The organism is Pseudomonas sp. 22526 (assembly GCF_052044735.1).
GTDB lineage: Bacteria > Pseudomonadota > Gammaproteobacteria > Pseudomonadales > Pseudomonadaceae > Aquipseudomonas > Aquipseudomonas piscium.
Genome location: NZ_JBQENK010000010.1, coordinates 234502 through 255009, shown reverse-complemented (window position 1 = coordinate 255009; position 20508 = coordinate 234502). Strand labels below are relative to the sequence as shown.

Sequence of the window (20508 nt, the reverse complement as noted above, 5' to 3'; positions counted from 1 at the left end):
CCGCACCTCATGAAGCTGGCGATGAAACTGCGCACGAGACTGTTCCTGAGCATCTCGGCGCTGATCACCGTGGCGCTGCTCGGCCTGCTGCTCGGGCTGGTCAGCGTGATGCAGATGGCCAAGACCCAGGAAGCGCTGATCCGCGACAACTTCATCACCCTGGACCTGGGGCTCAAGCTGCGCCAGACCCTGGGCGACCAGCTGATCATCATGCTCAACCACAACCCCGACCGAGCGGCGCTGGACGACTCCAGGCAGCAATACCTGGCCCTGCTCGACCAGGGCATCGCGCATGAACGGCAAAACCATATACGCAACGGCTTCAGCCAGGCACGCGACGACTACCAGCGTTTCTTCGAAGCCTTCGAGCGCGCCGACGGGACCTCGGCCGGGGTCAATGGCAATACGGAACTGACCCACAGCTTCAATACCCTGCGCAATGGCTTGATCGGCGAGCACCAGCAGGCCCTGGACAACATCAATGACATCGAACACCAGGCCCGCGATCGCGCCTTGATGATCGCCGGCCTGCTCGGCCTGGTCGGACTGGCCGTATTGGTCATCGGCTTCATCACCGCCCACGGCATCGCCCAGCGCTTTGGCGGCCCCATCGAAGCCCTGGCCAAGGCCGCCGACAATATCGGCCAGGGCAACTTCGACGTGACCCTGCCCCTCTCTTCGGCGGCCGAGATGAACTTGCTGACCCGGCGCTTCGGGATCATGGCCGAAGCCCTGCGCGAGCATCAGGCCACCAATGTCGACGAACTGCTCGCCGGCCAGCAGCGCCTGCAATCGGTGCTCGACAGCATCGACGACGGCTTGCTGATGATCGACCGCCAGGGCCGCCTGGAACACCTCAATCCGGTGGCGCAGCGTCAGCTGGGCTGGGACGAGGAACGCCTTGGACAAGGACTGGGCAGCGCCCTGCAGCGTCCGGAGCTGGACGAGCAGCTGCAACTGGTGCTGCGCGGCGGCAACCTGGAACGGGCGCCGGAAGACCTCAGCATCGAGGTCGACGGCGAGTCGCGCCTGCTGACGTACAGCCTGACCCCGGTCAGCCATCCCCAGGGGCATATCCTCGGCGCGGTGATGGTGCTGCACGATGTCACCGAGCAGCGGGCCTTCGAGCGCGTGCGCAGCGAGTTCGTATTGCGTGCCTCCCATGAGTTGCGCACCCCGGTCACCGGCATGCACATGGCGTTCGGCCTGTTGCAGGAACGCCTGCGCTTCCCTGAGGAGTCCCGCGAAGCCGACCTGCTGAACACCGTCAACGAAGAAATGCAGCGCCTGATGCAGCTGATCAACGACCTGCTGAACTTCTCGCGTTATCAGAACGGCCTGCAGAAACTCACCCTGGCGCCCTGCACCCTGGAGGAGCTGCTGGAGCAGGCGCGCAACCGCTTCATCGGCGCTGCCACGGCGCAGGGCATCGAGTTGCGGGTGGAGATCCAGGCGCCGCTGCCACGGCTGCATGCCGATCGCGTGCAACTGGAGCGGGTGCTGGACAACCTGATCGACAATGCCCTGCGGCATACCGCCGAGGGTGGCTTGATCCGCTTGCAGGCACGCCGGCATGGCGAGCGGGTGATCATCAGCGTCGAAGACAATGGCGAAGGCATCGCCTACGGGCAACAGGGGCGGATTTTCGAACCCTTCGTCCAGGTCGGGCGCAAGAAAGGCGGCGCCGGCCTGGGCCTGGCGCTGTGCAAGGAAATCGTGCAACTGCACGGCGGGCGCATGGGGGTCTATTCGCGGCCTGGGCAGGGAACCCAGTTTTACCTGGCCCTGCCGCTCTAGGCCTCGTCATCCAGGCGCCGCGGGCCCAGGCGGCGCCCGCGGGTGATCAGGTCGATGAACTGCACCGCGCTCAACGCATGGGCGAACAGCCAGCCCTGGCCAAAACGCACGCCCTCGCTGCTCAGCAGCAGCGCCTGATCCTCGAATTCGATGCCCTCGGCAATCACCTTGAGCTGCAGGGCATGGGCCATGCGAATGATGTGCGGGGCGACGCCGCTGCTGGCCGCGTCATGCCCCAGGGCATCGATGAATGCCTTGTCGATCTTCAGGTAATCCACCGGCAGGGTCTGCAGGTACGCCAGGCTGCAATAACCCGTGCCGAAGTCGTCGATCAGCACCTGATGGCCGACGTCCCGCAAGGCTTGCAGGTTATGCCGGGCGACCACCACATCGATCAGCCCGCGCTCGGTGACTTCGAAGGCGATCTGTCGCGCCGCCACCCGATGCAGCGCCAACAGGCGCGCCATTACCTTGCCGATCCGCGGCACCATGACATCGCAGGCCGCCAGGTTGACCGAGATGTACAGGTGCGGGTTGGCCCGCAACAGATGCCCCAACTGTTCGAGCAGGCGTTGCAGGACAAAATCGGTGATGGGGCGGATCTGCCCGGTGTTCTCCGCCATGGGAATGAACAGATCCGGACTGGTCAGGGTGCCGTCCGGACGGCGCCAGCGCAGCAAGGCCTCGGCGCCGACACACTGACGCGTTTGCAGATCGAAGATAGGTTGATACAGCACCTGCAGCTCGCCACGGCGCAGCGCACCTTGTAACTCCGCGCCCAGAGTCTGGCGCTGTCGGGCCAACTGAAAGACCAGGCCACCGATGAAGGTCGCCAGCACCAGGCTGCTGGGCAGCAGCCACCACCAGCCCTCGAACATTTCTCGCTGCATGTTGGTGCGGGGGGTGACGAGTACCAGCTGATACTCCGGGTTGATGGTGGGCATCCGGTAGATCAACTGGTCCTCGGTCACCTGCAGCGGGCTGCGACTGGTTGGCGACCAAGGCTCCATCAGCGGCCAGTCCAGCGCCGGCCCCAGCACCGGAATGGCCCGCGTGCCATGGTCGAGGACCACCATCAGGCTGCTGTTGGCGGGCAGGTCGACCATATCGGTCAGATGCCCGCGAGACGTCGCCACGCGAAAGTTGCCGCGCCCGAGCATCAGCGCCGCGCGGTTTTCATTGGGTTCGGCGGAAGTGTTCAGCCAGTAGCTGTAAGTCGGGCCGCGGATATCCGGCGGCCGGACCACGGCCAGGTTGTCCTGGCGTGGCCAGTTGGTGCAGGCCTGGGCAGCATCGATGTAAGCCGCTTCATAAATGAAGCGATAACTGAAGCTGATCTGCTGCAGGGTCACGACCATCTCGGGACTGCATTCGCGCAGGGGCTGCGCCTCGAGTACGTCCAGGCCTTCACGCAACTGCCCGAACAGTTGCTCCAGGCGTTCGAGAAAACGCTGGCCCTGAGCATTCATCTGCTCGCTTTCGCGCAGTTGCACCTCGTGCATCACGATGCCCAGGCTTGCCGCCAGCAGCAGGGCCGCACTCAGCACAGCCGCGCACATCGCCAACAGCCAGGGGCGATAGAACCAACTGCGCAGGGGTTCGCGAGCGGCCGGCATCATTGGATATCCGAGGGTTACCAATGAGTTATAGCTACTGATTGAGAAAAAACCCTGACCGTCGGGCGGGCGTCATTATTTTGTCTGGTTGAGAACCTGCAGGATCGCGGCGCTTTGCGCATCCGGCTGGCCATCGAAATTCGACGGCCGGTAATGCATCTGGAACGCGGCCAGCACATGGCGGGTCGCCACATCCAGTTCGCCGGTCTGCGGTGTTTCATAACCAAGACGCGCCAGGCCTTGCTGGAACCAGGCGATGCTCGGCAACTGCGCGGCAAAGAACGCCTGCTGGCGCGCCACCGCCTGGGCATTCGGCCACCGGCCCAACCCGGCTTCGGCCAGGCGCTTCCAGGGGAACAGCGGGCCCGGGTCGAGCTTGCGCAGGGGAGCGATATCGCTGTGGCCGATGATGTGCTGTGGCGCGATGTTGTTGCGCTTGCTGATGTCCTTGAGCAGCACGATCAGGCTCTGGACCTGCGCTTCGCTGTAGGGGTACCAGACACGGCCGGTGGGCAGGTCGCGAAAGCCCGGGTTGACGATCTCGATCCCGATGGAGCTGGAGTTCAGCCAGGTACGGCCTTGCCACTGGCTCTCGCCGGCGTGCCAGGCGCGGTATTGCTCGTCCACCAGCTTGTAGATGGTCGCCGCCTTGTCGTCGCCGATCAGGTAGTGGCTGCTGACCTGGCCGTGGGTCAGCAGTTGCAGGGAGCGCTCCATCGAGGCCGAGGTGTAATGCACCACCACGAATTGCACCCGTTCATCGAAGTTGACCGAAGGGTGGCTGGTATTGAAACGCGGGCCACTGGCGCAACCGGCCAGCAACAGAAGGGACAAGGCGAGGGCAAGAACTTTCATGGCAAAAGGCAGTACGCTGGGGAAAATAATGCAACAGTGTAACGTACTGCCTTGGCGGAAAACCGGCGAAAGCACCGGTTTATACAAAATGGAACAAATTACGCGTCAGCCCAGTTCTACCCGGTTGCGCCCCGCCTCCTTGGCCCGATAGAGCGCCTGATCGGCTCTTTTGAGCACCAGATCGCTGCGTTCTCCCGGCTTGAAGGCACTCATGCCGATGGACATGGTGATGGTCACGCGCTCGCCCTTGAAGTGGAACGGACAGGCTTCGATGGCCGCTCGCAAGGTTTCCGCCAGGCGCGCCCCGATCGGCCATGTGGTATTGGGCATCAGCAGGACAAACTCCTCACCGCCGAAACGGGCGATGAAATCGTTGCCGCGCAGGCGCTTGCGCAGCACGCCGGCGATGATCTTCAGCACCTTGTCGCCGGCCAGGTGACCGTAGTTGTCGTTGATGCTCTTGAAGTGATCGAGGTCGAGCATCGCCAGCAGCAAAGTGTTGCCGTGTTGCTGCCACTGCGCCACTTCATGCTCCAGGCGCTCGCTCCAGGCCGCCCGATTGGGCAGACCGGTAAGAGGGTCGATCAGCGCTTTCTGCCGCTGCTCTTCCAGGTGCTCGCGGTAGCCCAGGGCTTCCTGTTCCATGCTCGACACCCGCTCGGCCAGGCTCTGCAGGCGTGCGGCCACTTCCTTCTCGCGTTCGTCACGCTGCTTCTGGTGATGGTCCATGGTGCCGAGCAGGCCTTCCAGATGGCTTTCCAGCACCTGCTTGAGGTCGTCCAGATCGGCCGCCTCCTGCACGCTGCTTTGCAGGCCATCGACCTGTTCGCGGATCTGCGAGTCCATCTCCCGCGCCGCCGAACTGCTGTCGGCATGACCCTCGCTGGCGGCCTGCAAGTTGCTCTGGAAGGATTCCAGGCGCTCGTTGAGCCGCTTGAGATAGGCCTCGAACTCATGTTGGCCGCTATCGGTGATCGCCAGCATCAAGACCGCCAGATCGTCGAGGATCGGCAGCAATTCGTACCAGTTCAGCCCATGTTGCAAGCGGTCGCGCATGGACTCGGCTTGCGGCCGATGACGCTCTGGCAGGCTCAGGTCATCCAGAAGGCCGAGCAGGGTATGTTCGATATGCTTGGCCACCGAACTGTAGGACGGCTCCGGCGAGTCGGGCAGGGCATACAGCACATCCTGCTCGGCCTGCTGCGGGTCGATCACCGCCAGCGCCTCGGCCATGGCTGCCGGCAGTGGCAAGCGGTCGAGCAACAGGGCCGCAGGAGCCGCCTCGGCGGGTGCGGCAACGATCAGTTCGTCCGGATTGCTGACCGAAGCTTTGGTAACCGGGGGCTGCGCGGGCGGCAGCGAATCGGCGGGTTCAGACTCGGCTGATGGCTGCGGCGCGGGGGCAGGTACAACTGCGGGTGCTGGTGCTGGTGCTGGTGCTGGTGCTGGTGCTGGTGCTGGTGCTGGTGCGGACAAGTCTGGCACCTGTGGCGCCGGCTCCGCGACGACGGTTTTCTCCGGCTCGAGCACCGGCGGTACAAAGGCCGTGACCTGGGGAGTCGCGGCTTCCTCGGGCGGCGACTCCAGCGGCAGTTCGAGCGCCTGGCTGGCAGCAACAGCCTTTTCCACCGAAGGAGGGGACACCGGTTCCGACGCTTCGGACCACCGCGCGAGCGCGGCCTCGGCCTGAGGCGAGAGCATGTCAGCCGTGACTGTTTCAGGCGTTGCCGGCGACTGTGCCGGAGCTGGAGCTGGTGCCGGGCTCGCCACCACCGCAAGCGGTGCAGTTTCGGGCGGTACCGCCGCTTCGTCAGCGTCGCGTCCACCAAACAGGCGCTGCAACAAGCCTGGGCGGCTCGGCTCCGCGGGGCTCTCCAACAGGCTCAGCGCCTTGCCTTGCAGGCCGCTCAGTTCGCCCAGCAACAGCGGAATTTCCCGGGCCTGGCCGACCCGGCCATCCAGTTGCTTGGCGAAGCTTTTCAGCGGCCGGCTCACCTCACGGGGCAGCGGCAACTTCTGCAACTGGCTGACCAGCGAGGTCAGGGCCGTGCTCATTTGCTCGACGCGGGTCTCGCGGCGCTGTTCGGAGTCCAGCACGGCTTTTTCCAGGCGCGGCAACAGGGCCGCCAAGGCCGCGTCCATGTCGTCGGTGCGCACTACTTCGCGCATTTCCTTCATGCACTGGTCGACAGCGCGGTCAGTGCCCTCGGCTGCCAGCGTGCTGCGCACCAGGCCACGACGAAGCAGGTCGAGACGGGCATTCCAGCGCCGTTCGAGTTTTTCCTGTTGTTCGATGCTTTTGAGGTATTTCTCTTTCCAGCGCTGGGCGTCGTCGCTCATTCATGGGTTCCGCGAGGGGCAGGACTCAACGCGGGCAATGCATCGGCCGTGAGCGAACCCGGCAGACGAATCTCTACCGCGACCGGCAGGTGATCGGAAATCGGTTGGGCCAGAACCTCGACCCGCTCCAGCGTCAGGCTGGGGCTGAGCAAAATATGATCAAGACAGCGTTGTGGGCGCCAGCTGGGGAAAGTCGCTTCCAATTGCGGCGCCAGCAAACCGAGGTCACGCAAGGGCGAATGCTCCAGCAGATCGCTGGCATGGGTATTCATGTCGCCCATCAGCACCTGATGCTTGTAGCCGCCGATCATCTCACGGATATAAGCCAGCTGCCGGGTGCGCGTACGGGCACCGAGGGCCAGGTGCATCATCACCACGACCAAGGCTTCGGGCCCATCGCCGAAGCGCACGAGGATCGCACCGCGGCCCTTGGGGCCAGGCAGCGGATGATCTTCGATCGCCCAGGGGCGCAGGCGGCTGAGCACGCCATTGCTGTGCTGGGCCAGACGGCCGAGGTTGCGATTGAGCTGTTGATACCAGTAGGGGAAGGCGCCGAGATGGGCCAGGTGCTCGACCTGATTGACGTAGCCCGAGCGCAGGCTGCCGCCATCGGCTTCCTGCAGGGCGACCAGATCGAAGTCGCCCAGCAGATCGCCGATCTTCTGCAGATTGTCGGCGCGCCCGTTGTGCGGCAGCAGGTGCTGCCAGCCACGGGTCAGGTAATGCCGATAACGTTCGGTACTGATACCGACCTGGATATTGAAACTGAGCAGCCGCAGACGGCTGTCTGCCGGCAGGCCGGAGGACGCCACATGGTGCTCGTTGACCCGCGGATCATGCAGGCCAACGATGCGTTCCGTACTCCAACGTCGCATGGCAGGGGCTCGCTTACTTGGCCGCCCGCTCTTTGGCGATCAGCTGGTCGGCGACGCTCAGGGCACCTTCAGGACCACCGGCGGTGCCCAGGTCGAAGCGGTACTTGCCGTTGACGACCATGGTCGGTACGCCAGAGATCTGATAGGCCTGGGCCTTCTTCTTCGCGTCCTCGACCTTGCCTTTGACGGCGAACGAATTGTAGGTGCTCAGGAATTTGTCCTTGTCGACGCCTTCGCCGGCCAGGAACTCGGCCATTTCCTCTGGGGAAGCGAGTTTCTTGCCGCCATGGATGGCTTCGAATACGGCCTTGTGGACCTTGTGCTCGACACCCATGGCTTCCAGGGTGATGAAGAGTTGGCCGTGAACGTTCCAGATACCGCCGAACATCGCCGGGATGCGCACGAAGTTGACGTCGGCCGGCAGTTTTTCCGCCCATGGGTTGATGGTCGGTTCGAAGGCGTAGCAGTGTGGGCAGCCGTACCAGAACAGCTCGACCACTTCGATCTTGCCAGGCACCGCAACCGGAACGGCGCTGCTCAGCTCTACATATTGTTTACCGGCTTCGAGGGGTTCGGCGGCTTGAGCCGTCATGCCGAACAGGCTGGCAGTGACGAGAGCGGCGCTGAGAATCAGATTACGCATGCTTTACTCCTGAACAAGTAAGGTCGCCTCGCGCGGCCTGTCGCAGACAGGTCATGGCGGGGCTTGAGTTCGTTAGTGTAGCGGCAGACGCCATGAAAAAGGGCGGCCTGAGCCACCCTTTATGCTTTCATCGACAGATTAATCGATCATTAACGTTGCGCAAGATAGACCCTTTCGCAACATGATCGCCGGCCTCAGTGCAGGCCCTGGATGTAGCTGGATACTGCTTCGATATCCTTGTTGCTGAGCTTGGCGGCGATGCTGCGCATGATCATGGTGTCGCCGTCGTTGGTGCGGTTGCCTTCGCGGAAGTCGGTCAACTGCTTGGCTACGTACTGAGCGTGCTGGCCACCCAGGTGCGGGAAGCCGGCAGCGGCGTTACCCGTGCCATTTGGCGAGTGGCAACCGGTGCAGGAAGGCATGCCTTGATCCAGCTTGCCGCCACGGAACAATTCTTCACCGCGAGCCACGACTTTCGGGTCTGCCGCGCCGACGCTGCCTTTCTGGCTGGCGAAGTAGGCGGAGAGGTCGGCCAGGTCCTGATCGCTCAGGTTGGTCAGCAGGCCAGTCATTTCCAACACCTGGCGCTTGCCGGACTTGATGTCGTGCAACTGCTTGTTCAGGTAACGCTCACCCTGACCTGCCAGCTTTGGAAAGTTAGGCGCCATGCTGTTCCCATCCGGACCATGGCAAGCACCACATACAGCGGCTTTCGCCTGACCGGCAGCAGCGTCGCCTGCAGCATGGGCGACACCTGTGATGCCCAAGGTCAACAGCAGACTCACGAGTAATTTGTTCATCAGCTAATCCAACTACGGCTAAGGGTTAAGAGTTATGGACCGGGATCACTCGCTCATCCAAAGGATGATGGCTCGGTAATCCTCGGCACTGCAGTCCATGCACAAACCACGCGGCGGCATCGCCTTGAAACCCTGGGTCACGTGTTGCACCAGCGTCTCCATACCTTGCGCCAGCCTCGGCGCCCAAGCTCCCTGGTCCCCCTTGCGGGGAGCCGTTGGTAGTTGGCCGGAATGACAAGCCCCACAAACACGGTTGTACACAGCTTCCGGATCCTGTGTAGCCTGAGCGCTGTAAAGCGGTATCAGGACGCCGGCAGCCAGCAGCCATTTCGTCATAAAACGACCTTTTCAGGGTTGAGAGCGTGCTGCGTTCTAATGCGCAATCAAGGTCTATCGCTCTCGTGAACTTCATCCTACGCTGGGACAAAGCGCACACAAAATCTGCGGCATTATATACTGGCGCTACTGAAACGGAAACGACACCGCTCGCCGCGTCCATTCCCGGCACCGCCCCTATCGGAAATCCCATGCAACTCAAAAATCCCATTCTTGGTCTGTGCCAACAGTCCACTTTCATGCTCAGCGCCGCCAAAGTCGATCAATGCCCCGACGACGAAGGCTTCGAAGTGGCCTTCGCCGGGCGTTCCAACGCCGGCAAATCCAGCGCCCTGAATACCCTGACCCATGCCAGCCTGGCACGCACCTCGAAAACTCCGGGCCGCACGCAGCTGTTGAACTTCTTCAAGCTAGACGACGATCGCCGTCTGGTCGACCTGCCGGGTTACGGTTATGCGAAAGTGCCGATCCCGCTCAAGCAGCACTGGCAGCGTCACCTGGAAGCCTACCTGGGCAGCCGCGAGAGTTTGAAAGGGTTGATTCTGATGATGGACATCCGCCATCCGATGACCGACTTCGACCTGCTGATGCTCGACTGGGCCGTCGCCAGCGGCATGCCGATGCACATCCTGCTGACCAAGGCCGACAAACTGACCTACGGCGCGGCCAAGAACACCCTGCTCAAGGTCCAGTCGCAAATCCGTAAAGGCTGGGGCGACAACGTCACCATCCAACTGTTCTCGGCGCCAAAACGCATGGGCCTGGAAGAGGCCTACACTGTACTGGCGGGCTGGATGGAACTGGCGGACAAAGGCGCCGAAATCGAAGCCTGAAAGACATAGGCAAAACTGTCTGTGGGATGATCAGGCAAGGCAAAAGCGCGGCACGAAAGCGGAGTTTACTGGCTGTAAATGAGCATTTCGGGCCGCGCTTTTAACGCAGCATGGTCATTCCACAGGCAGTTTTGGGGCAAAAAAAACCCCGGACTTCGTATGGGGAGGGGAAGTTCGGGGTCCAAGTTCCGGACCGCTAGGGCGGGGTCCAGATATCTGCCAACACTTAACACAACATAGGAGCATCGAAGGGCTTCACCAGCCATTCAGATACTCTGAGTGGGCTTTCGCCGATTAAGTTCCGGGAGCTTTCAAAAACTATTGGTAATAGTGGATGAAATTTTCCGCACTAATAGCTCTTCGCCAGCCTTTGCCGCGGCACTATGCCGCGGCGAAAGCGACGGTCATCTCGCCTCAGTGAGCCTCATCCCAGTTGCTGCCCACCCCGACTTCGACCAGCAGCGGCACATCCAGGGTCGCGGCCTTGCTCATGTAGCCGCGAATCTCCTCGCTCACCTGGTCCACCAGGTCCTCGCGTACCTCCAGCACCAGTTCGTCGTGCACCTGCAGGATGACCTTGGCATCCAGGCCTGAGGCCGCCAGCCAGTTGTCCACCGCCACCATGGCTTTCTTGATGATGTCGGCCGCCGTGCCCTGCATCGGCGCGTTGATCGCCGTGCGTTCGGCGCCGGCGCGTTCCTGCGGCTTGTTGGAGTTGATCTCCGGCAGGTACAGGCGACGCCCGAACAGGGTTTCCACATACCCCTGGTCCGCGGCCTGGGCACGGGTGCGGTCCATGTATTCACGCACGCCTGGGTAGCGGGCGAAGTAGGTGTCGATATAGGCCTTGGCGGTCTTGGTGTCGACGCCGATGTCCTTGCCGAGCTTCTGTGCGCCCATGCCGTAGATCAGGCCGAAGTTGATTGCCTTGGCGCTGCGACGCTGGTCGGAACTGACATCCTTGAGCTCGACCTTGAACACTTCGGCCGCAGTGGCCGTGTGCACGTCGAGGTTATTGCGGAAGGCATTCATCAAGCCTTCATCGCGGGACAGGTGCGCCATGATCCGCAGCTCGATCTGCGAATAGTCCGCCGCCAGCAGCTTGTAGCCAGGTGGCGCGATAAAGGCCTGGCGGATGCGCCGGCCTTCGGCGGTACGCACCGGGATGTTCTGCAGGTTCGGATCGCTGGAAGACAAGCGCCCAGTGGACGCCACCGCCTGATGGTAGGAGGTGTGGATCCGCCCGGTCCGCGGGTTGATCTGCTCCGGCAGGCGGTCGGTGTAAGTGCTCTTGAGCTTGCTCATGGAGCGGTACTGCATCAGCACCTTGGGCAGCGGGTAGTCGTCCTCGGCCAGCTTGGCCAATACTTCTTCAGCGGTGGACGGCTGGCCTTTGGCGGTCTTCTTCAGCACCGGCAGGCCGAGCTTGTCGTAGAGGATCACCCCCAGTTGCTTGGGCGAGCCGAGGTTGAATTCTTCACCGGCGATCTCGAAGGCTTCACGCTCCAGCGCCACCATCTTGTCGCCGAGCTCGATGCTCTGCACGCCCAGCAGGTCGGCATCCACCAGCGCTCCTTGGCGCTCGATCCGCGCCAGCACCGGCACCACGGGCATTTCGATATCGCTGAGCACGCTGGCCAGGCTCGGGATCGCGGCCAGCTTTTCATGCAGGGCCTGATGCAGACGCAGGGTCACATCGGCGTCCTCGGCGGCATAAGGCCCGGCCTGCTCAAGGGCGATCTGGTCGAATGTCAGCTGCTTGGCGCCCTTGCCGGCGATGTCCTGGAAGCTCACGGTGGTGTAGCCCAGGTATTTCTCCGCCAGGCTGTCCATGTCGTGCCGGGTAGCTGTGGAGTTGAGCACGTAGGATTCGAGCATGGTGTCGAAGGCGACCCCGCGCACCGTGATGCCATTGGCCTGATCGCCACCGATGGCACAGTTGGCCAGGATGTTCATGTCGAACTTGGCGTGCTGGCCGACCTTGAGTTTGTTCGGGTCTTCGAGAATCGGCTTCAGGGCCCGCAGGACGCTGTCGCGGTCCAGCTGCTCCGGCGCGCCGATGTAAGAGTGGGTCAGCGGAATATAAGCCGCTTCGTTGGCCTGCACGGCGAAGGACAGCCCCACGAGCTGCGCCTGCTGAGCGTCGATGCCGGTGGTTTCGGTATCGAAGGCGAACAGCTTGGCGTTCTTCAGTTTCTCCAGCCAGACATCGAAACGCGCCTGATCGAGGATGGTTTCGTACTGCGCTTCAACGGCCACCGGCGCTTCGACCTCAGCCTCGGCCTGGGTCAACAGGTCGGCCACCGGCTCGGGCGCTGCGGCAGTACTCAGCTCGAGGCGCTTGGCGTCGCGCTGCAGCTCGTCGAGCCAGCTCTTGAACTCCAGCAGGCTGTACAGCTCGACCAGCTTGTCACGGTCTGGCTCACCCAGGTGCAGGTCATCCAGGCCGACATCCAGCGGCACATCGACCTTGATGGTCGCCAGCTGATAGGAGAGGAAAGCCATTTCCTTGTGCTCTTCGAGCTTGGCCGGCAGGGTCTTGGCCCCGCGAATCGGCAGGCTCGGGACGATATCGAGCTGTGCATACAGCTCGTTCAAGCCACCATTGACCCCCACCAACAGGCCGGAAGCGGTCTTCGGGCCGATACCCGGCACACCCGGGATGTTGTCGGAGGAGTCGCCCATCAGCGCCAGGTAATCGATGATCTGCTCGGGAGCGACACCGAATTTCTCCTTCACGCCCTCCACATCCATGCTGCTACCGGACATGGTGTTGACCAGCGTAATGTGCCCGTCCACCAGCTGCGCCATGTCCTTGTCGCCGGTGGAGATCACCACCGGCCGGTCGGCCGCCGCGCTGCTGCGGGCCAGGGTGCCGATCACGTCGTCCGCCTCGACGCCCTCGACGCACAGCAGCGGAAAGCCCAGGGCGATCACGCTGGCGTGCAGCGGCTCGATCTGTACGCGCATGTCGTCGGGCATGCTCGGGCGATTGGCCTTGTACTCGGCGTACATGTCATCGCGGAAAGTCCCGCCCTTGGCGTCGAACACCACGGCGAACGGACTGTCCGGGTACTGCTTGCGCAGACTCTTGAGCATGTTCAGCACGCCCTTGACCGCACCGGTCGGCATGCCTTTGGAAGTGGTCAAAGGTGGCAGCGCGTGGAAGGCGCGGTACAGGTAGGACGAACCGTCCACCAGGACGAGGGGGGCTTGGCTCATGAGCAGGATCAACCTTTTCGGCGGGTCCGGCGCTAGAATAGCGGGACCGTTGACGACAAAGGGACAAGGTTATCATGCGCACACTAAATCGCTTGCTGCTGGCCAGCTTGATTGCAATCACGCCGATGGCCGTGATTGCCGCGGAGGATGCGCCGTCGGCGGATCCGGAAGTGACCATTCGCACGGAAGGCGACAAGACCATCCAGGAATACCGGCAGAACGGTTTCCTGTACGCCATCAAGGTCACACCGAAGGTCGGCAAACCCTACTTTCTGGTGCGCGCCGACGGTTCCGATGGCAATTTCATTCGTTCGGACCAGCCGGATATGCTGATTCCGGCGTGGAAAATTTTCGAGTGGTAAGCCGCTCCTAACTTCAATCGGCGCTGGCTCGACAGCGGCGCCCGTACTGGCAGTTTTTAACCATGTCTGTGTTTACTCCCCTGGCTCGGCCCGAGCTGGAAACCTTTCTCGCCCCCTACGGGCTCGGCCGCCTGCTTGACTTCCAGGGGATTGCCGCTGGTAGCGAAAACACCAACTTCTTCATCAGCCTGGAACAGGGCGAGTTCGTCCTGACCCTGGTCGAGCGTGGCCCGGTCCAGGAAATGCCGTTCTTCATCGAACTGCTGGACGTGCTGCACGACGCCAACCTGCCAGTGCCTTACGCCCTGCGCACCACCGACGGCGTGGCCCTGCGCGAGCTGGCCGGCAAGCCGGCACTGCTGCAGCCGCGCCTGGCCGGCAAGCACATCAAGCAAGCCAATGCCCAGCATTGCGCGCAGGTCGGCGAGTTGCTGGGCCATCTGCACCTGGCCACCAGGGACAACATGATCAAGCGCAAGACCGATCGTGGCCTGGACTGGATGCAGGAAGAAGGCGCGCAGATGCTGTCCCATCTCGACCCGCAGGCGCGGGATCTGCTGCAGCGGGCGCTGGATGAAATCGCCGAGCAGAAGACCAGGATCCTCGCACTGCCGCGGGCCAATATCCACGCCGACCTGTTCCGCGACAACGCGATGTTCGAAGGCACGCACCTGACCGGACTGATCGACTTCTACAACGCCTGCTCCGGGCCGATGCTGTATGACGTGGCGATTGCCCTGAACGACTGGTGCTCCGACGCCGACGGCCTGCTCGACGGTCCGCGGGCCCGGGCCCTGCTGGGCGCCTACGCGACCCTGCGCCCGTTCACCGCCACCGAAGCCGAGCTGTGGCCAACCATGCTGCGGGTGGCCTGCGTGCGCTTCTGGCTGTCACGCCTGATCGCCGCCGAGTCCTTCGCCGGGCAAGACGTGCTGATTCACGACCCGATGGAGTTCCAGCTGCGCCTGGCCCAGCGCCAGCAGGTCAGCGCACCATTGCCGTTCGCCATCTGAACGCATCGCGGGNCCCGCGATAGCATCAGCAGCCGTTACAACGATTCCAGGCAGCCCGCCAGATCGTTGCCCAGCTTCTCCAGCACCTGCTCGTAACCCTGCGCGGTAGCCGGGGTGTAGCCGCCCAACGCATCGAGTTCCGCCAGCTTCACCGGCAAGCCCGCCACCAGGGTTTCGGCCAGGCGTGGGCGCAATGGCGGTTCGCTGAACACACAGGTCTTGCCGACTTCCTGCAAGCGCTTGCGCATCGTCGCTACGTGCTGCGCGCCCGGCTGCACTTCGGCGGCGACGCTGAATACGCCTGCGTGCTTGAGGCCATAAGCCTCTTCGAAGTAATCGAAGGCTTCGTGGAAGACGAAATAAGGCTTGCCGGCGATTGGGGCCAGGCGGGCTTTCAAACGGGCATCCAGGGCATCCAGGCGTGCGTCGAAAGCCTTGGCGTTGCTCTGGTAACGCGCGGCGTTGGCCGGGTCCGCGGCACTCAGGTCGGCCGCCATGCGGTCGGCGATGACTCGCGCGTTGACCGGCGACAGCCACAGGTGCGCATCGAGGCTGCCCGGACGGTGATCGTGGTCATGCTCGTCGGCTTCTTCGGCATGCGAGTGGTTATCTTCGGCGAAATGACGGAGTTTCAGGCCTGGCAAGTCCTGTATCGCCAGCGATGGCAGCGTGCGGCCCTTGAGCACCCGCGGCAGGAAGCTCTCCATGTCCGGGCCGATCCAGTACAGCAACTCCACTGACTGCACCTTGCGCACATCGGAAGGACGCAGCGCATAGTTGTGCGGCGAGGCACCCGGCGGCAACAGAACCTCGGGCACGGCGATGCCATCCTGGACGGCGGCGGCGATCAATTGCAGGGGTTTGATGCTGGTCAGGACCCGGACTTCGGCCTGGGCCGAGCTGATCACGAACAAACTGGCGGTAAAAGCGACAAAAAGGGCAAAAAGTCGGGACACGATGACCACTCGAAGAGGCGAGAACGGGTAACATAATAACGTCTCTCACAATTATCGTCGCCGCTCATGCCTAAAACCCCTCTCGCCAGTCGCCCCCACGACCACTCTCACTGCGTGCACAGCGCATTGTCCGAGGCCGATGCCCTGTGCGCGCGCCAAGGCCTGCGCCTGACCGCCCTGCGTCGGCGGGTGCTGGAGCTGGTCTGGCAAAGCCACAAGCCGCTGGGTGCCTACGACATCCTCGCCGTGCTCAGCGAACAGGACGGTCGCCGCGCCGCGCCGCCCACCGTGTACCGCGCCCTGGATTTCCTCCTGGAAAACGGCCTGGTGCACCGCATCGCCTCGCTCAACGCCTTCGTCGGCTGCAACCACCCGGAACACGCGCACCAGGGCCAGTTCCTGATCTGCCGCGTGTGCCACGCCGCCATCGAGCTTGAACAGAAGTCCATCAGCGACGCGATCATCAGCAGCGCCCGCGATGTCGGCTTCGTCGTCGAAGGCCAGACCGTCGAAGTGGTCGGCCTCTGCTCGGGTTGCCAGGGGGCTTGATGAGCAATGCCTTGATCCGCCTCGATCAGGTCGCGGTGACCTTTGCCGGGCAGACCGTGCTGGACAACATCCAGCTCAGTGTCGAGCCAGGGCAGATCGTCACTCTGATCGGCCCCAACGGCGCCGGCAAGACCACCCTGGTGCGCGCCGTGCTCGGCCTGCTCAAGCCCGACAGCGGCAGCGTCTGGCGCAAGCCGAAGCTGCGGGTCGGCTATATGCCGCAGAAGCTGCACGTCGATCCGACATTGCCACTGTCGGTGCTGCGCTTCCTGCGCCTGGTTCCCGGCGTGGACCGCGCGACAGCCCTGGCCGCGCTGAACGAAGTCGGCGCCGAACAGGTGATCGACAGCCCGGTGCAGAGCATTTCCGGCGGCGAGATGCAGCGTGTGCTGCTGGCCCGCGCCCTGCTGCGCGAGCCGGAACTGCTGGTACTCGACGAGCCGGTACAAGGCGTGGACGTCGCCGGCCAGGCCGAGCTGTACAGCCTTATCACTCGTTTGCGCGACCGCCACGGCTGCGGCGTGCTGATGGTCTCCCACGACCTGCACCTGGTGATGAGCACCACCGACCAGGTGGTCTGCCTCAATCGCCACGTGTGCTGCTCCGGCCACCCGGAACAGGTCAGCGGCGACCCGGCCTTCGTCGAGCTGTTCGGCCAGAACGCGCCAAGCCTGGCGATCTACCACCACCATCACGACCACGCCCACGACCTGCACGGCTCGGTAGTCACCGGGGCCGCGGCCGGCCACGTTCATGTCCACGGAGATAGCTGCAAGCATGGCTGATTTTCTGTTCTACGCCCTGCTCGCAGGTCTGGCGCTGGCGCTGGTGGCAGGTCCCCTGGGATCCTTCGTGGTCTGGCGGCGCATGGCCTATTTCGGCGACACCCTGTCCCATGCCGCCTTGCTCGGCGTGGCCCTGGGCTTTCTGCTGGATGTCAGCCCGGCGGTGGCGGTGACCGTCGGCTGCCTGCTGCTGGCGGTGCTGCTGGTCACCCTGCAACAGCGCCAGCCGCTGGCTTCCGACACGCTGCTGGGGATTCTCGCCCCCAGTACGCTCTCCCTCGGGCTGGTGGTACTAAGCTTCATGCATGACGTGCGGATCGACCTGATGGCCTATCTGTTCGGCGATCTGCTGGCGATCAGCCCCGGCGACCTGGCGTGGATTCTCGGCGGCAGCGCCGCGGTCCTGCTGCTGTTGGTGGCCCTGTGGCGACCGTTGCTGGCGATCACCGTGCACGAGGAGCTGGCCAGGGTCGAAGGCTTGCCGGTGGCATCGTTGCGCCTGGCGCTGATGCTGTTGATCGCAGTGGTGATCGCGGTGGCGATGAAGATCGTCGGAGTATTGTTGATCACCTCGCTGCTGATCATCCCCGCGGCTGCGGCTCAACGTCACGCCCGCTCCCCGGAGCAGATGGCACTGGGCGCAAGCCTGCTGGGCATACTCGCGGTCTGTGGCGGGCTGGCGTTGTCCTGGTTCAAGGACACCCCCGCGGGGCCGTCGATTGTGGTCACGGCGGCCGCATTGTTTCTGCTGAGTTTTGTCCTGCCCCGTCGAGGGGTGTAGACTTGCTCGCTTTTTGCGCAATTAGAGAGTCGCAGGAATGAAGCCGTTCGCCTCCCGTTATCTGCTCCTTGTCGCATTTTCCCTGCTGCTGGGCGCCTGCCAGAGCACGCCGCCGGCGGAAGTTCCCGACGCCCGCGCCACGGCCATCGCACAGCTGCAACAAAACATCGCCAGCAGCGAGCTGGCCACCGCCGAAGACCAGCTGAGCGCCTTGCAGGCCCAGTCGCCCAACGACCCGCAGCTCGAGCAATACCAGCGCCAGCTGGCCGAAGCCTACCTGCAGCGCAGCCAGATCGTGCTGCAAAAGGGTGATGTCAACGCCGCCGCCACGGCCCTGAGCCGCGCCCGCGCGCTGATGCCCAAGGCACCGGCCCTGACCGGTGGCGTCGATGGCGCCATCACCCAGGCCCGTAAAGCCGAACTGGAAAAAGCCGAAGCAGCGCTCAAGGCCGCTGAAGCCCGGCCGCCGGCCAAGCTGATCGACCCGGCCGCCGAGAGCACCACCATTGCGCTGAACCTCAGCGATATCAAGCAATTGCGCCGGCAACTCGATGGGATCGCCGCCGATGTGGTGAATTACCAGTGCGACGTGAGCATCCAGGCGCCACGCACCGAGGACTACCCCTGGCTGAAGACCCTGCTGAGCAAGCGGGTGAAGAAGCTCGATGCCGACTACGACCTGACAATCGAACGGCAGATCCTGCGCCACGTCCCGGCACAGATGGTGTTGAGCCCGCGCAAACCCCAATGAGCCCGCTCCCGTAGGAGCGAGCGGGCGGCGTCCGACTTGCCCGCGATGAACGCTAACGCGGTACTACAGATAGACCGCGGCACCCCCATCGCACGCAAGCTGTGCTCCTACACAAACATCTCGCCGCAATCGCCTTGGGCTCCCGCTCCCAGAGCCGATGCCATGACCTTTGATCGCGTTATTGCCAAATCGAAGGATGAATACAAAATAAATGCTAAGAACCTCTATACGGACAGGCTAAAATGCGCGCCCGGCTAACCGCTGATCCTTTTCTAACGCGCCCCACAAGGTTCGCTACGTGATCGAGTTTCAAAACGTCCATAAAACCTACCGGGTCGCCGGTAAGGATATTCCCGCCCTGCATTCGACCAGCCTGAAGGTCGAGAATGGCCAGGTATTTGGCCTGATCGGCCATTCCGGCGCGGGCAAAAGTACCCTGCTGCGCCTGATCAACCGCCTGGAAAACCCCAGCGGCGGCAAGATCATCGTCGACGACGAAGAAGTCACCGCCCTGGACGCCAACGGCCTGCGCCGCTTCCGCCAGCAGGTCGGGATGATCTTCCAGCACTTCAACCTGCTGGCTTCCAAGACCGTGGCCGACAACGTCGCGCTGCCGCTGACCCTGGCCGGCGAGCTGTCGCGCAGCGCGATCGACCAGCGCGTGGCCGAGCTGCTGGCCCGCGTCGGTCTGTCCGATCACGCCAAGAAGTACCCAGCCCAGCTGTCCGGCGGACAGAAACAGCGCGTCGGCATCGCCCGCGCCCTGGCAACCAAACCGAAGATCCTGCTGTGCGACGAAGCCACCAGCGCCCTGGACCCGCAGACCACCGCGTCGGTCCTGCAACTGCTGGCCGAGATCAACCGCGAACTGAACCTGACCATAGTGCTGATCACCCATGAGATGGACGTGATCCGTCGCGTCTGCGACCAGGTGGCGGTGATGGATGCCGGAGTGATCGTCGAGCAGGGTTCGGTGGCCGAGGTGTTCCTGCATCCCAAGCACCCGACCACCAAGCGTTTCGTCCAGGAAGACGAGCAGATCGACGAAAGCGAACAGCGCGACGACTTCGCCCATGTACCAGGCCGCATCGTGCGCCTGACCTTCCAGGGCGATGCCACCTACGCACCGCTGCTGGGCACCGTGGCCCGCGAAACCGGGGTGGACTACAGCATCCTCGCCGGCCGCATCGACCGCATCAAAGACGTCCCTTACGGGCAACTGACCCTGGCCATCACCGGCGGTGACATGGAGGCGGCCTTTGCCCACTTCACCGCGGCGGATGTCCACATGGAGGTGCTGCGCTAATGGAACTGCTGACAAGTTTCTTCGCCAATATCGACTGGTACGAAATCTGGCTGGCCACCGGCGACACCCTGCTGATGCTCGGTGGCTCGCTGCTGTTCACCGTGCTGCTGGGCCTGCCCCTGGGCGTGCTGCTGTTCCTCTGCAGCCCGCGCCAGCTGCTGGAGCAGAAGAGCCTCTACGCCCTGCTGTCGCTGCTGGTGAACATCCTGCGCTCGCTGCCGTTCATCATCCTGCTGATCGTGATGATCCCGTTCACCGTGCTGATCACCGGCACCTCGCTGGGTGTCGCCGGGGCGATTCCGCCTCTGGTGGTCGGCGCCACGCCGTTCTTCGCCCGCCTGGTGGAAACCGCCCTGCGCGAAGTGGACCGCGGCATCATCGAAGCCACCCAATCGATGGGCGCTACCACCCGGCAGATCATCACCAACGCTTTGCTGCCGGAAGCCCGTCCGGGTATTTTCGCGGCAATTACCGTGACAGCGATTACCCTTGTTTCCTACACCGCCATGGCGGGCGTGGTAGGCGCGGGCGGTCTCGGCGACCTGGCGATCCGCTTCGGCTACCAGCGCTTCCAGACCGATGTGATGGTGGTCACCGTGGTGCTGTTGCTGGTGCTGGTTCAAGTTCTGCAAACCGTCGGCGACAAGCTGGTGGTGCACTTTTCCCGAAAATAAGTCGGCCCTGGCCG

General features: G+C 63.3%; 19 protein-coding genes. 10 read left to right on the top strand and 9 right to left on the bottom strand.

The annotated features are described in order from the left end of the window. Nucleotides 1–9 precede the first annotated feature (9 nt). On the top strand, nt 10–1797 hold the full coding sequence (locus ACTJKT_RS17675) for a KinB sensor domain-containing domain (protein ID WP_440787965.1): 1788 nt from the start codon (nt 10–12) through the stop codon (nt 1795–1797). Here ACTJKT_RS17675 and ACTJKT_RS17670 read toward each other — a convergent pair. The 7 genes from ACTJKT_RS17670 to ACTJKT_RS17640 form a co-directional block, all read right to left on the bottom strand. Next, nucleotides 1794–3416: an EAL domain-containing protein gene (locus tag ACTJKT_RS17670; protein ID WP_440787964.1), complete on the bottom strand. Its 1623-nt coding sequence runs from the start codon at nt 3414–3416 to the stop codon at nt 1794–1796. The two genes, ACTJKT_RS17675 and ACTJKT_RS17670, sit on opposite strands and share 4 nt — an antisense overlap. A 72-nt stretch (nt 3417–3488) precedes the next feature. Then, nucleotides 3489–4268, bottom strand: a complete 780-nt coding sequence (locus ACTJKT_RS17665) for an N-acetylmuramoyl-L-alanine amidase (protein WP_440787963.1) — start codon at nt 4266–4268, stop codon at nt 3489–3491. A 105-nt stretch (nt 4269–4373) separates the two neighbouring features. After that, nucleotides 4374–6608: a diguanylate cyclase gene (locus ACTJKT_RS17660; protein ID WP_440787962.1), complete on the bottom strand. Its 2235-nt coding sequence runs from the start codon at nt 6606–6608 to the stop codon at nt 4374–4376. Beyond that, complete coding sequence (locus ACTJKT_RS17655) at nt 6605–7483, bottom strand: endonuclease/exonuclease/phosphatase family protein (RefSeq protein ID WP_440787961.1); 879 nt, start codon at nt 7481–7483, stop codon at nt 6605–6607. Before ACTJKT_RS17655 ends, ACTJKT_RS17660 begins: the two co-directional genes overlap by 4 nt. A 13-nt stretch (nt 7484–7496) precedes the next feature. Beyond that, nucleotides 7497–8126, bottom strand: coding sequence for a thiol:disulfide interchange protein DsbA/DsbL (locus tag ACTJKT_RS17650; RefSeq protein ID WP_009041530.1), 630 nt, complete (start codon nt 8124–8126; stop codon nt 7497–7499). Between the two features lie 194 nt (nt 8127–8320). Next, a complete protein-coding gene (locus ACTJKT_RS17645) occupies nt 8321–8926 on the bottom strand; it encodes a c-type cytochrome (RefSeq protein WP_009041529.1) in 606 nt (201 codons plus the stop codon). Nucleotides 8927–8971: 45 nt separating this feature from the next. After that, entirely contained in the window at nt 8972–9262 is a 291-nt protein-coding gene (locus tag ACTJKT_RS17640) for a c-type cytochrome (RefSeq protein ID WP_009041528.1), read from the bottom strand. A 191-nt stretch (nt 9263–9453) separates the two neighbouring features. Between ACTJKT_RS17640 and yihA the strand changes: the two genes are divergently transcribed. Continuing rightward, the gene (gene yihA / locus ACTJKT_RS17635; protein WP_023967622.1) at nt 9454–10095 is read left to right on the top strand and encodes a ribosome biogenesis GTP-binding protein YihA/YsxC; all 642 of its coding nucleotides are present in this window, start codon (nt 9454–9456) and stop codon (nt 10093–10095) included. 414 nt (nt 10096–10509) lie between these two features. On the opposite strand, the gene polA is transcribed toward yihA, so the two are convergent. Beyond that, nucleotides 10510–13317 (bottom strand): DNA polymerase I, encoded by a 2808-nt coding sequence (polA, locus tag ACTJKT_RS17630; protein WP_440787960.1) that lies wholly within the window; start codon nt 13315–13317, stop codon nt 10510–10512. 74 nt (nt 13318–13391) lie between these two features. Between polA and ACTJKT_RS17625 the strand changes: the two genes are divergently transcribed. Both ACTJKT_RS17625 and ACTJKT_RS17620 read left to right on the top strand, forming a co-directional pair. Continuing rightward, a complete protein-coding gene (locus ACTJKT_RS17625; RefSeq protein ID WP_440787959.1) occupies nt 13392–13679 on the top strand; it encodes a DUF2782 domain-containing protein in 288 nt (95 codons plus the stop codon). Between the two features lie 62 nt (nt 13680–13741). Continuing rightward, a complete protein-coding gene (locus ACTJKT_RS17620) occupies nt 13742–14692 on the top strand; it encodes a homoserine kinase (protein WP_440787958.1) in 951 nt (316 codons plus the stop codon). A gap of 35 nt (nt 14693–14727) precedes the next feature. On the opposite strand, the gene ACTJKT_RS17615 is transcribed toward ACTJKT_RS17620, so the two are convergent. After that, nucleotides 14728–15657: a zinc ABC transporter substrate-binding protein gene (locus ACTJKT_RS17615; RefSeq protein WP_440787957.1), complete on the bottom strand. Its 930-nt coding sequence runs from the start codon at nt 15655–15657 to the stop codon at nt 14728–14730. A gap of 57 nt (nt 15658–15714) precedes the next feature. Between ACTJKT_RS17615 and zur the strand changes: the two genes are divergently transcribed. From zur to ACTJKT_RS17585, 6 genes are all read left to right on the top strand, one after another. Next, nucleotides 15715–16197, top strand: a complete 483-nt coding sequence (gene zur, locus ACTJKT_RS17610; protein WP_007924301.1) for a zinc uptake transcriptional repressor Zur — start codon at nt 15715–15717, stop codon at nt 16195–16197. Next, nucleotides 16197–16982: a zinc ABC transporter ATP-binding protein ZnuC gene (gene znuC, locus ACTJKT_RS17605; protein WP_007924302.1), complete on the top strand. Its 786-nt coding sequence runs from the start codon at nt 16197–16199 to the stop codon at nt 16980–16982. The genes zur and znuC overlap by 1 nt, the downstream gene beginning before the upstream one ends. Next, the gene (gene znuB, locus ACTJKT_RS17600; protein WP_009046274.1) at nt 16975–17763 is read left to right on the top strand and encodes a zinc ABC transporter permease subunit ZnuB; all 789 of its coding nucleotides are present in this window, start codon (nt 16975–16977) and stop codon (nt 17761–17763) included. The genes znuC and znuB overlap by 8 nt, the downstream gene beginning before the upstream one ends. Nucleotides 17764–17800: 37 nt before the next feature. After that, nucleotides 17801–18514: a PA5502 family lipoprotein gene (locus ACTJKT_RS17595; protein ID WP_053276842.1), complete on the top strand. Its 714-nt coding sequence runs from the start codon at nt 17801–17803 to the stop codon at nt 18512–18514. A gap of 298 nt (nt 18515–18812) precedes the next feature. Then, on the top strand, nt 18813–19820 hold the full coding sequence (locus ACTJKT_RS17590) for a methionine ABC transporter ATP-binding protein (RefSeq protein WP_440787956.1): 1008 nt from the start codon (nt 18813–18815) through the stop codon (nt 19818–19820). After that, entirely contained in the window at nt 19820–20494 is a 675-nt protein-coding gene (locus ACTJKT_RS17585) for a methionine ABC transporter permease (RefSeq protein WP_007924307.1), read from the top strand. Before ACTJKT_RS17590 ends, ACTJKT_RS17585 begins: the two co-directional genes overlap by 1 nt. Nucleotides 20495–20508 lie beyond the last annotated feature (14 nt).

Excerpts from the sequence above, each read along its gene's own strand:
- ACTJKT_RS17640 (WP_009041528.1), bottom strand. The coding sequence starts at position 9,262 with ATGACGAAATGGCTGCTGGCTGCCGGCGTCCTGATACCGCTTTACAGC.
- ACTJKT_RS17595 (WP_053276842.1), top strand. The coding sequence starts at position 17,801 with ATGAAGCCGTTCGCCTCCCGTTATCTGCTCCTTGTCGCATTTTCCCTG.
- znuB (WP_009046274.1), top strand. The coding sequence starts at position 16,975 with ATGGCTGATTTTCTGTTCTACGCCCTGCTCGCAGGTCTGGCGCTGGCG.
- polA (WP_440787960.1), bottom strand. The coding sequence starts at position 13,317 with ATGAGCCAAGCCCCCCTCGTCCTGGTGGACGGTTCGTCCTACCTGTAC.
- ACTJKT_RS17620 (WP_440787958.1), top strand. The coding sequence starts at position 13,742 with ATGTCTGTGTTTACTCCCCTGGCTCGGCCCGAGCTGGAAACCTTTCTC.
- ACTJKT_RS17660 (WP_440787962.1), bottom strand. The coding sequence starts at position 6,608 with ATGAGCGACGACGCCCAGCGCTGGAAAGAGAAATACCTCAAAAGCATC.
- ACTJKT_RS17585 (WP_007924307.1), top strand. The coding sequence starts at position 19,820 with ATGGAACTGCTGACAAGTTTCTTCGCCAATATCGACTGGTACGAAATC.
- ACTJKT_RS17625 (WP_440787959.1), top strand. The coding sequence starts at position 13,392 with ATGCGCACACTAAATCGCTTGCTGCTGGCCAGCTTGATTGCAATCACG.
- zur (WP_007924301.1), top strand. The coding sequence starts at position 15,715 with ATGCCTAAAACCCCTCTCGCCAGTCGCCCCCACGACCACTCTCACTGC.
- ACTJKT_RS17650 (WP_009041530.1), bottom strand. The coding sequence starts at position 8,126 with ATGCGTAATCTGATTCTCAGCGCCGCTCTCGTCACTGCCAGCCTGTTC.
- ACTJKT_RS17645 (WP_009041529.1), bottom strand. The coding sequence starts at position 8,926 with ATGAACAAATTACTCGTGAGTCTGCTGTTGACCTTGGGCATCACAGGT.
- ACTJKT_RS17675 (WP_440787965.1), top strand. The coding sequence starts at position 10 with ATGAAGCTGGCGATGAAACTGCGCACGAGACTGTTCCTGAGCATCTCG.
- yihA (WP_023967622.1), top strand. The coding sequence starts at position 9,454 with ATGCAACTCAAAAATCCCATTCTTGGTCTGTGCCAACAGTCCACTTTC.
- ACTJKT_RS17670 (WP_440787964.1), bottom strand. The coding sequence starts at position 3,416 with ATGATGCCGGCCGCTCGCGAACCCCTGCGCAGTTGGTTCTATCGCCCC.
- ACTJKT_RS17655 (WP_440787961.1), bottom strand. The coding sequence starts at position 7,483 with ATGCGACGTTGGAGTACGGAACGCATCGTTGGCCTGCATGATCCGCGG.
- ACTJKT_RS17665 (WP_440787963.1), bottom strand. The coding sequence starts at position 4,268 with ATGAAAGTTCTTGCCCTCGCCTTGTCCCTTCTGTTGCTGGCCGGTTGC.
- znuC (WP_007924302.1), top strand. The coding sequence starts at position 16,197 with ATGAGCAATGCCTTGATCCGCCTCGATCAGGTCGCGGTGACCTTTGCC.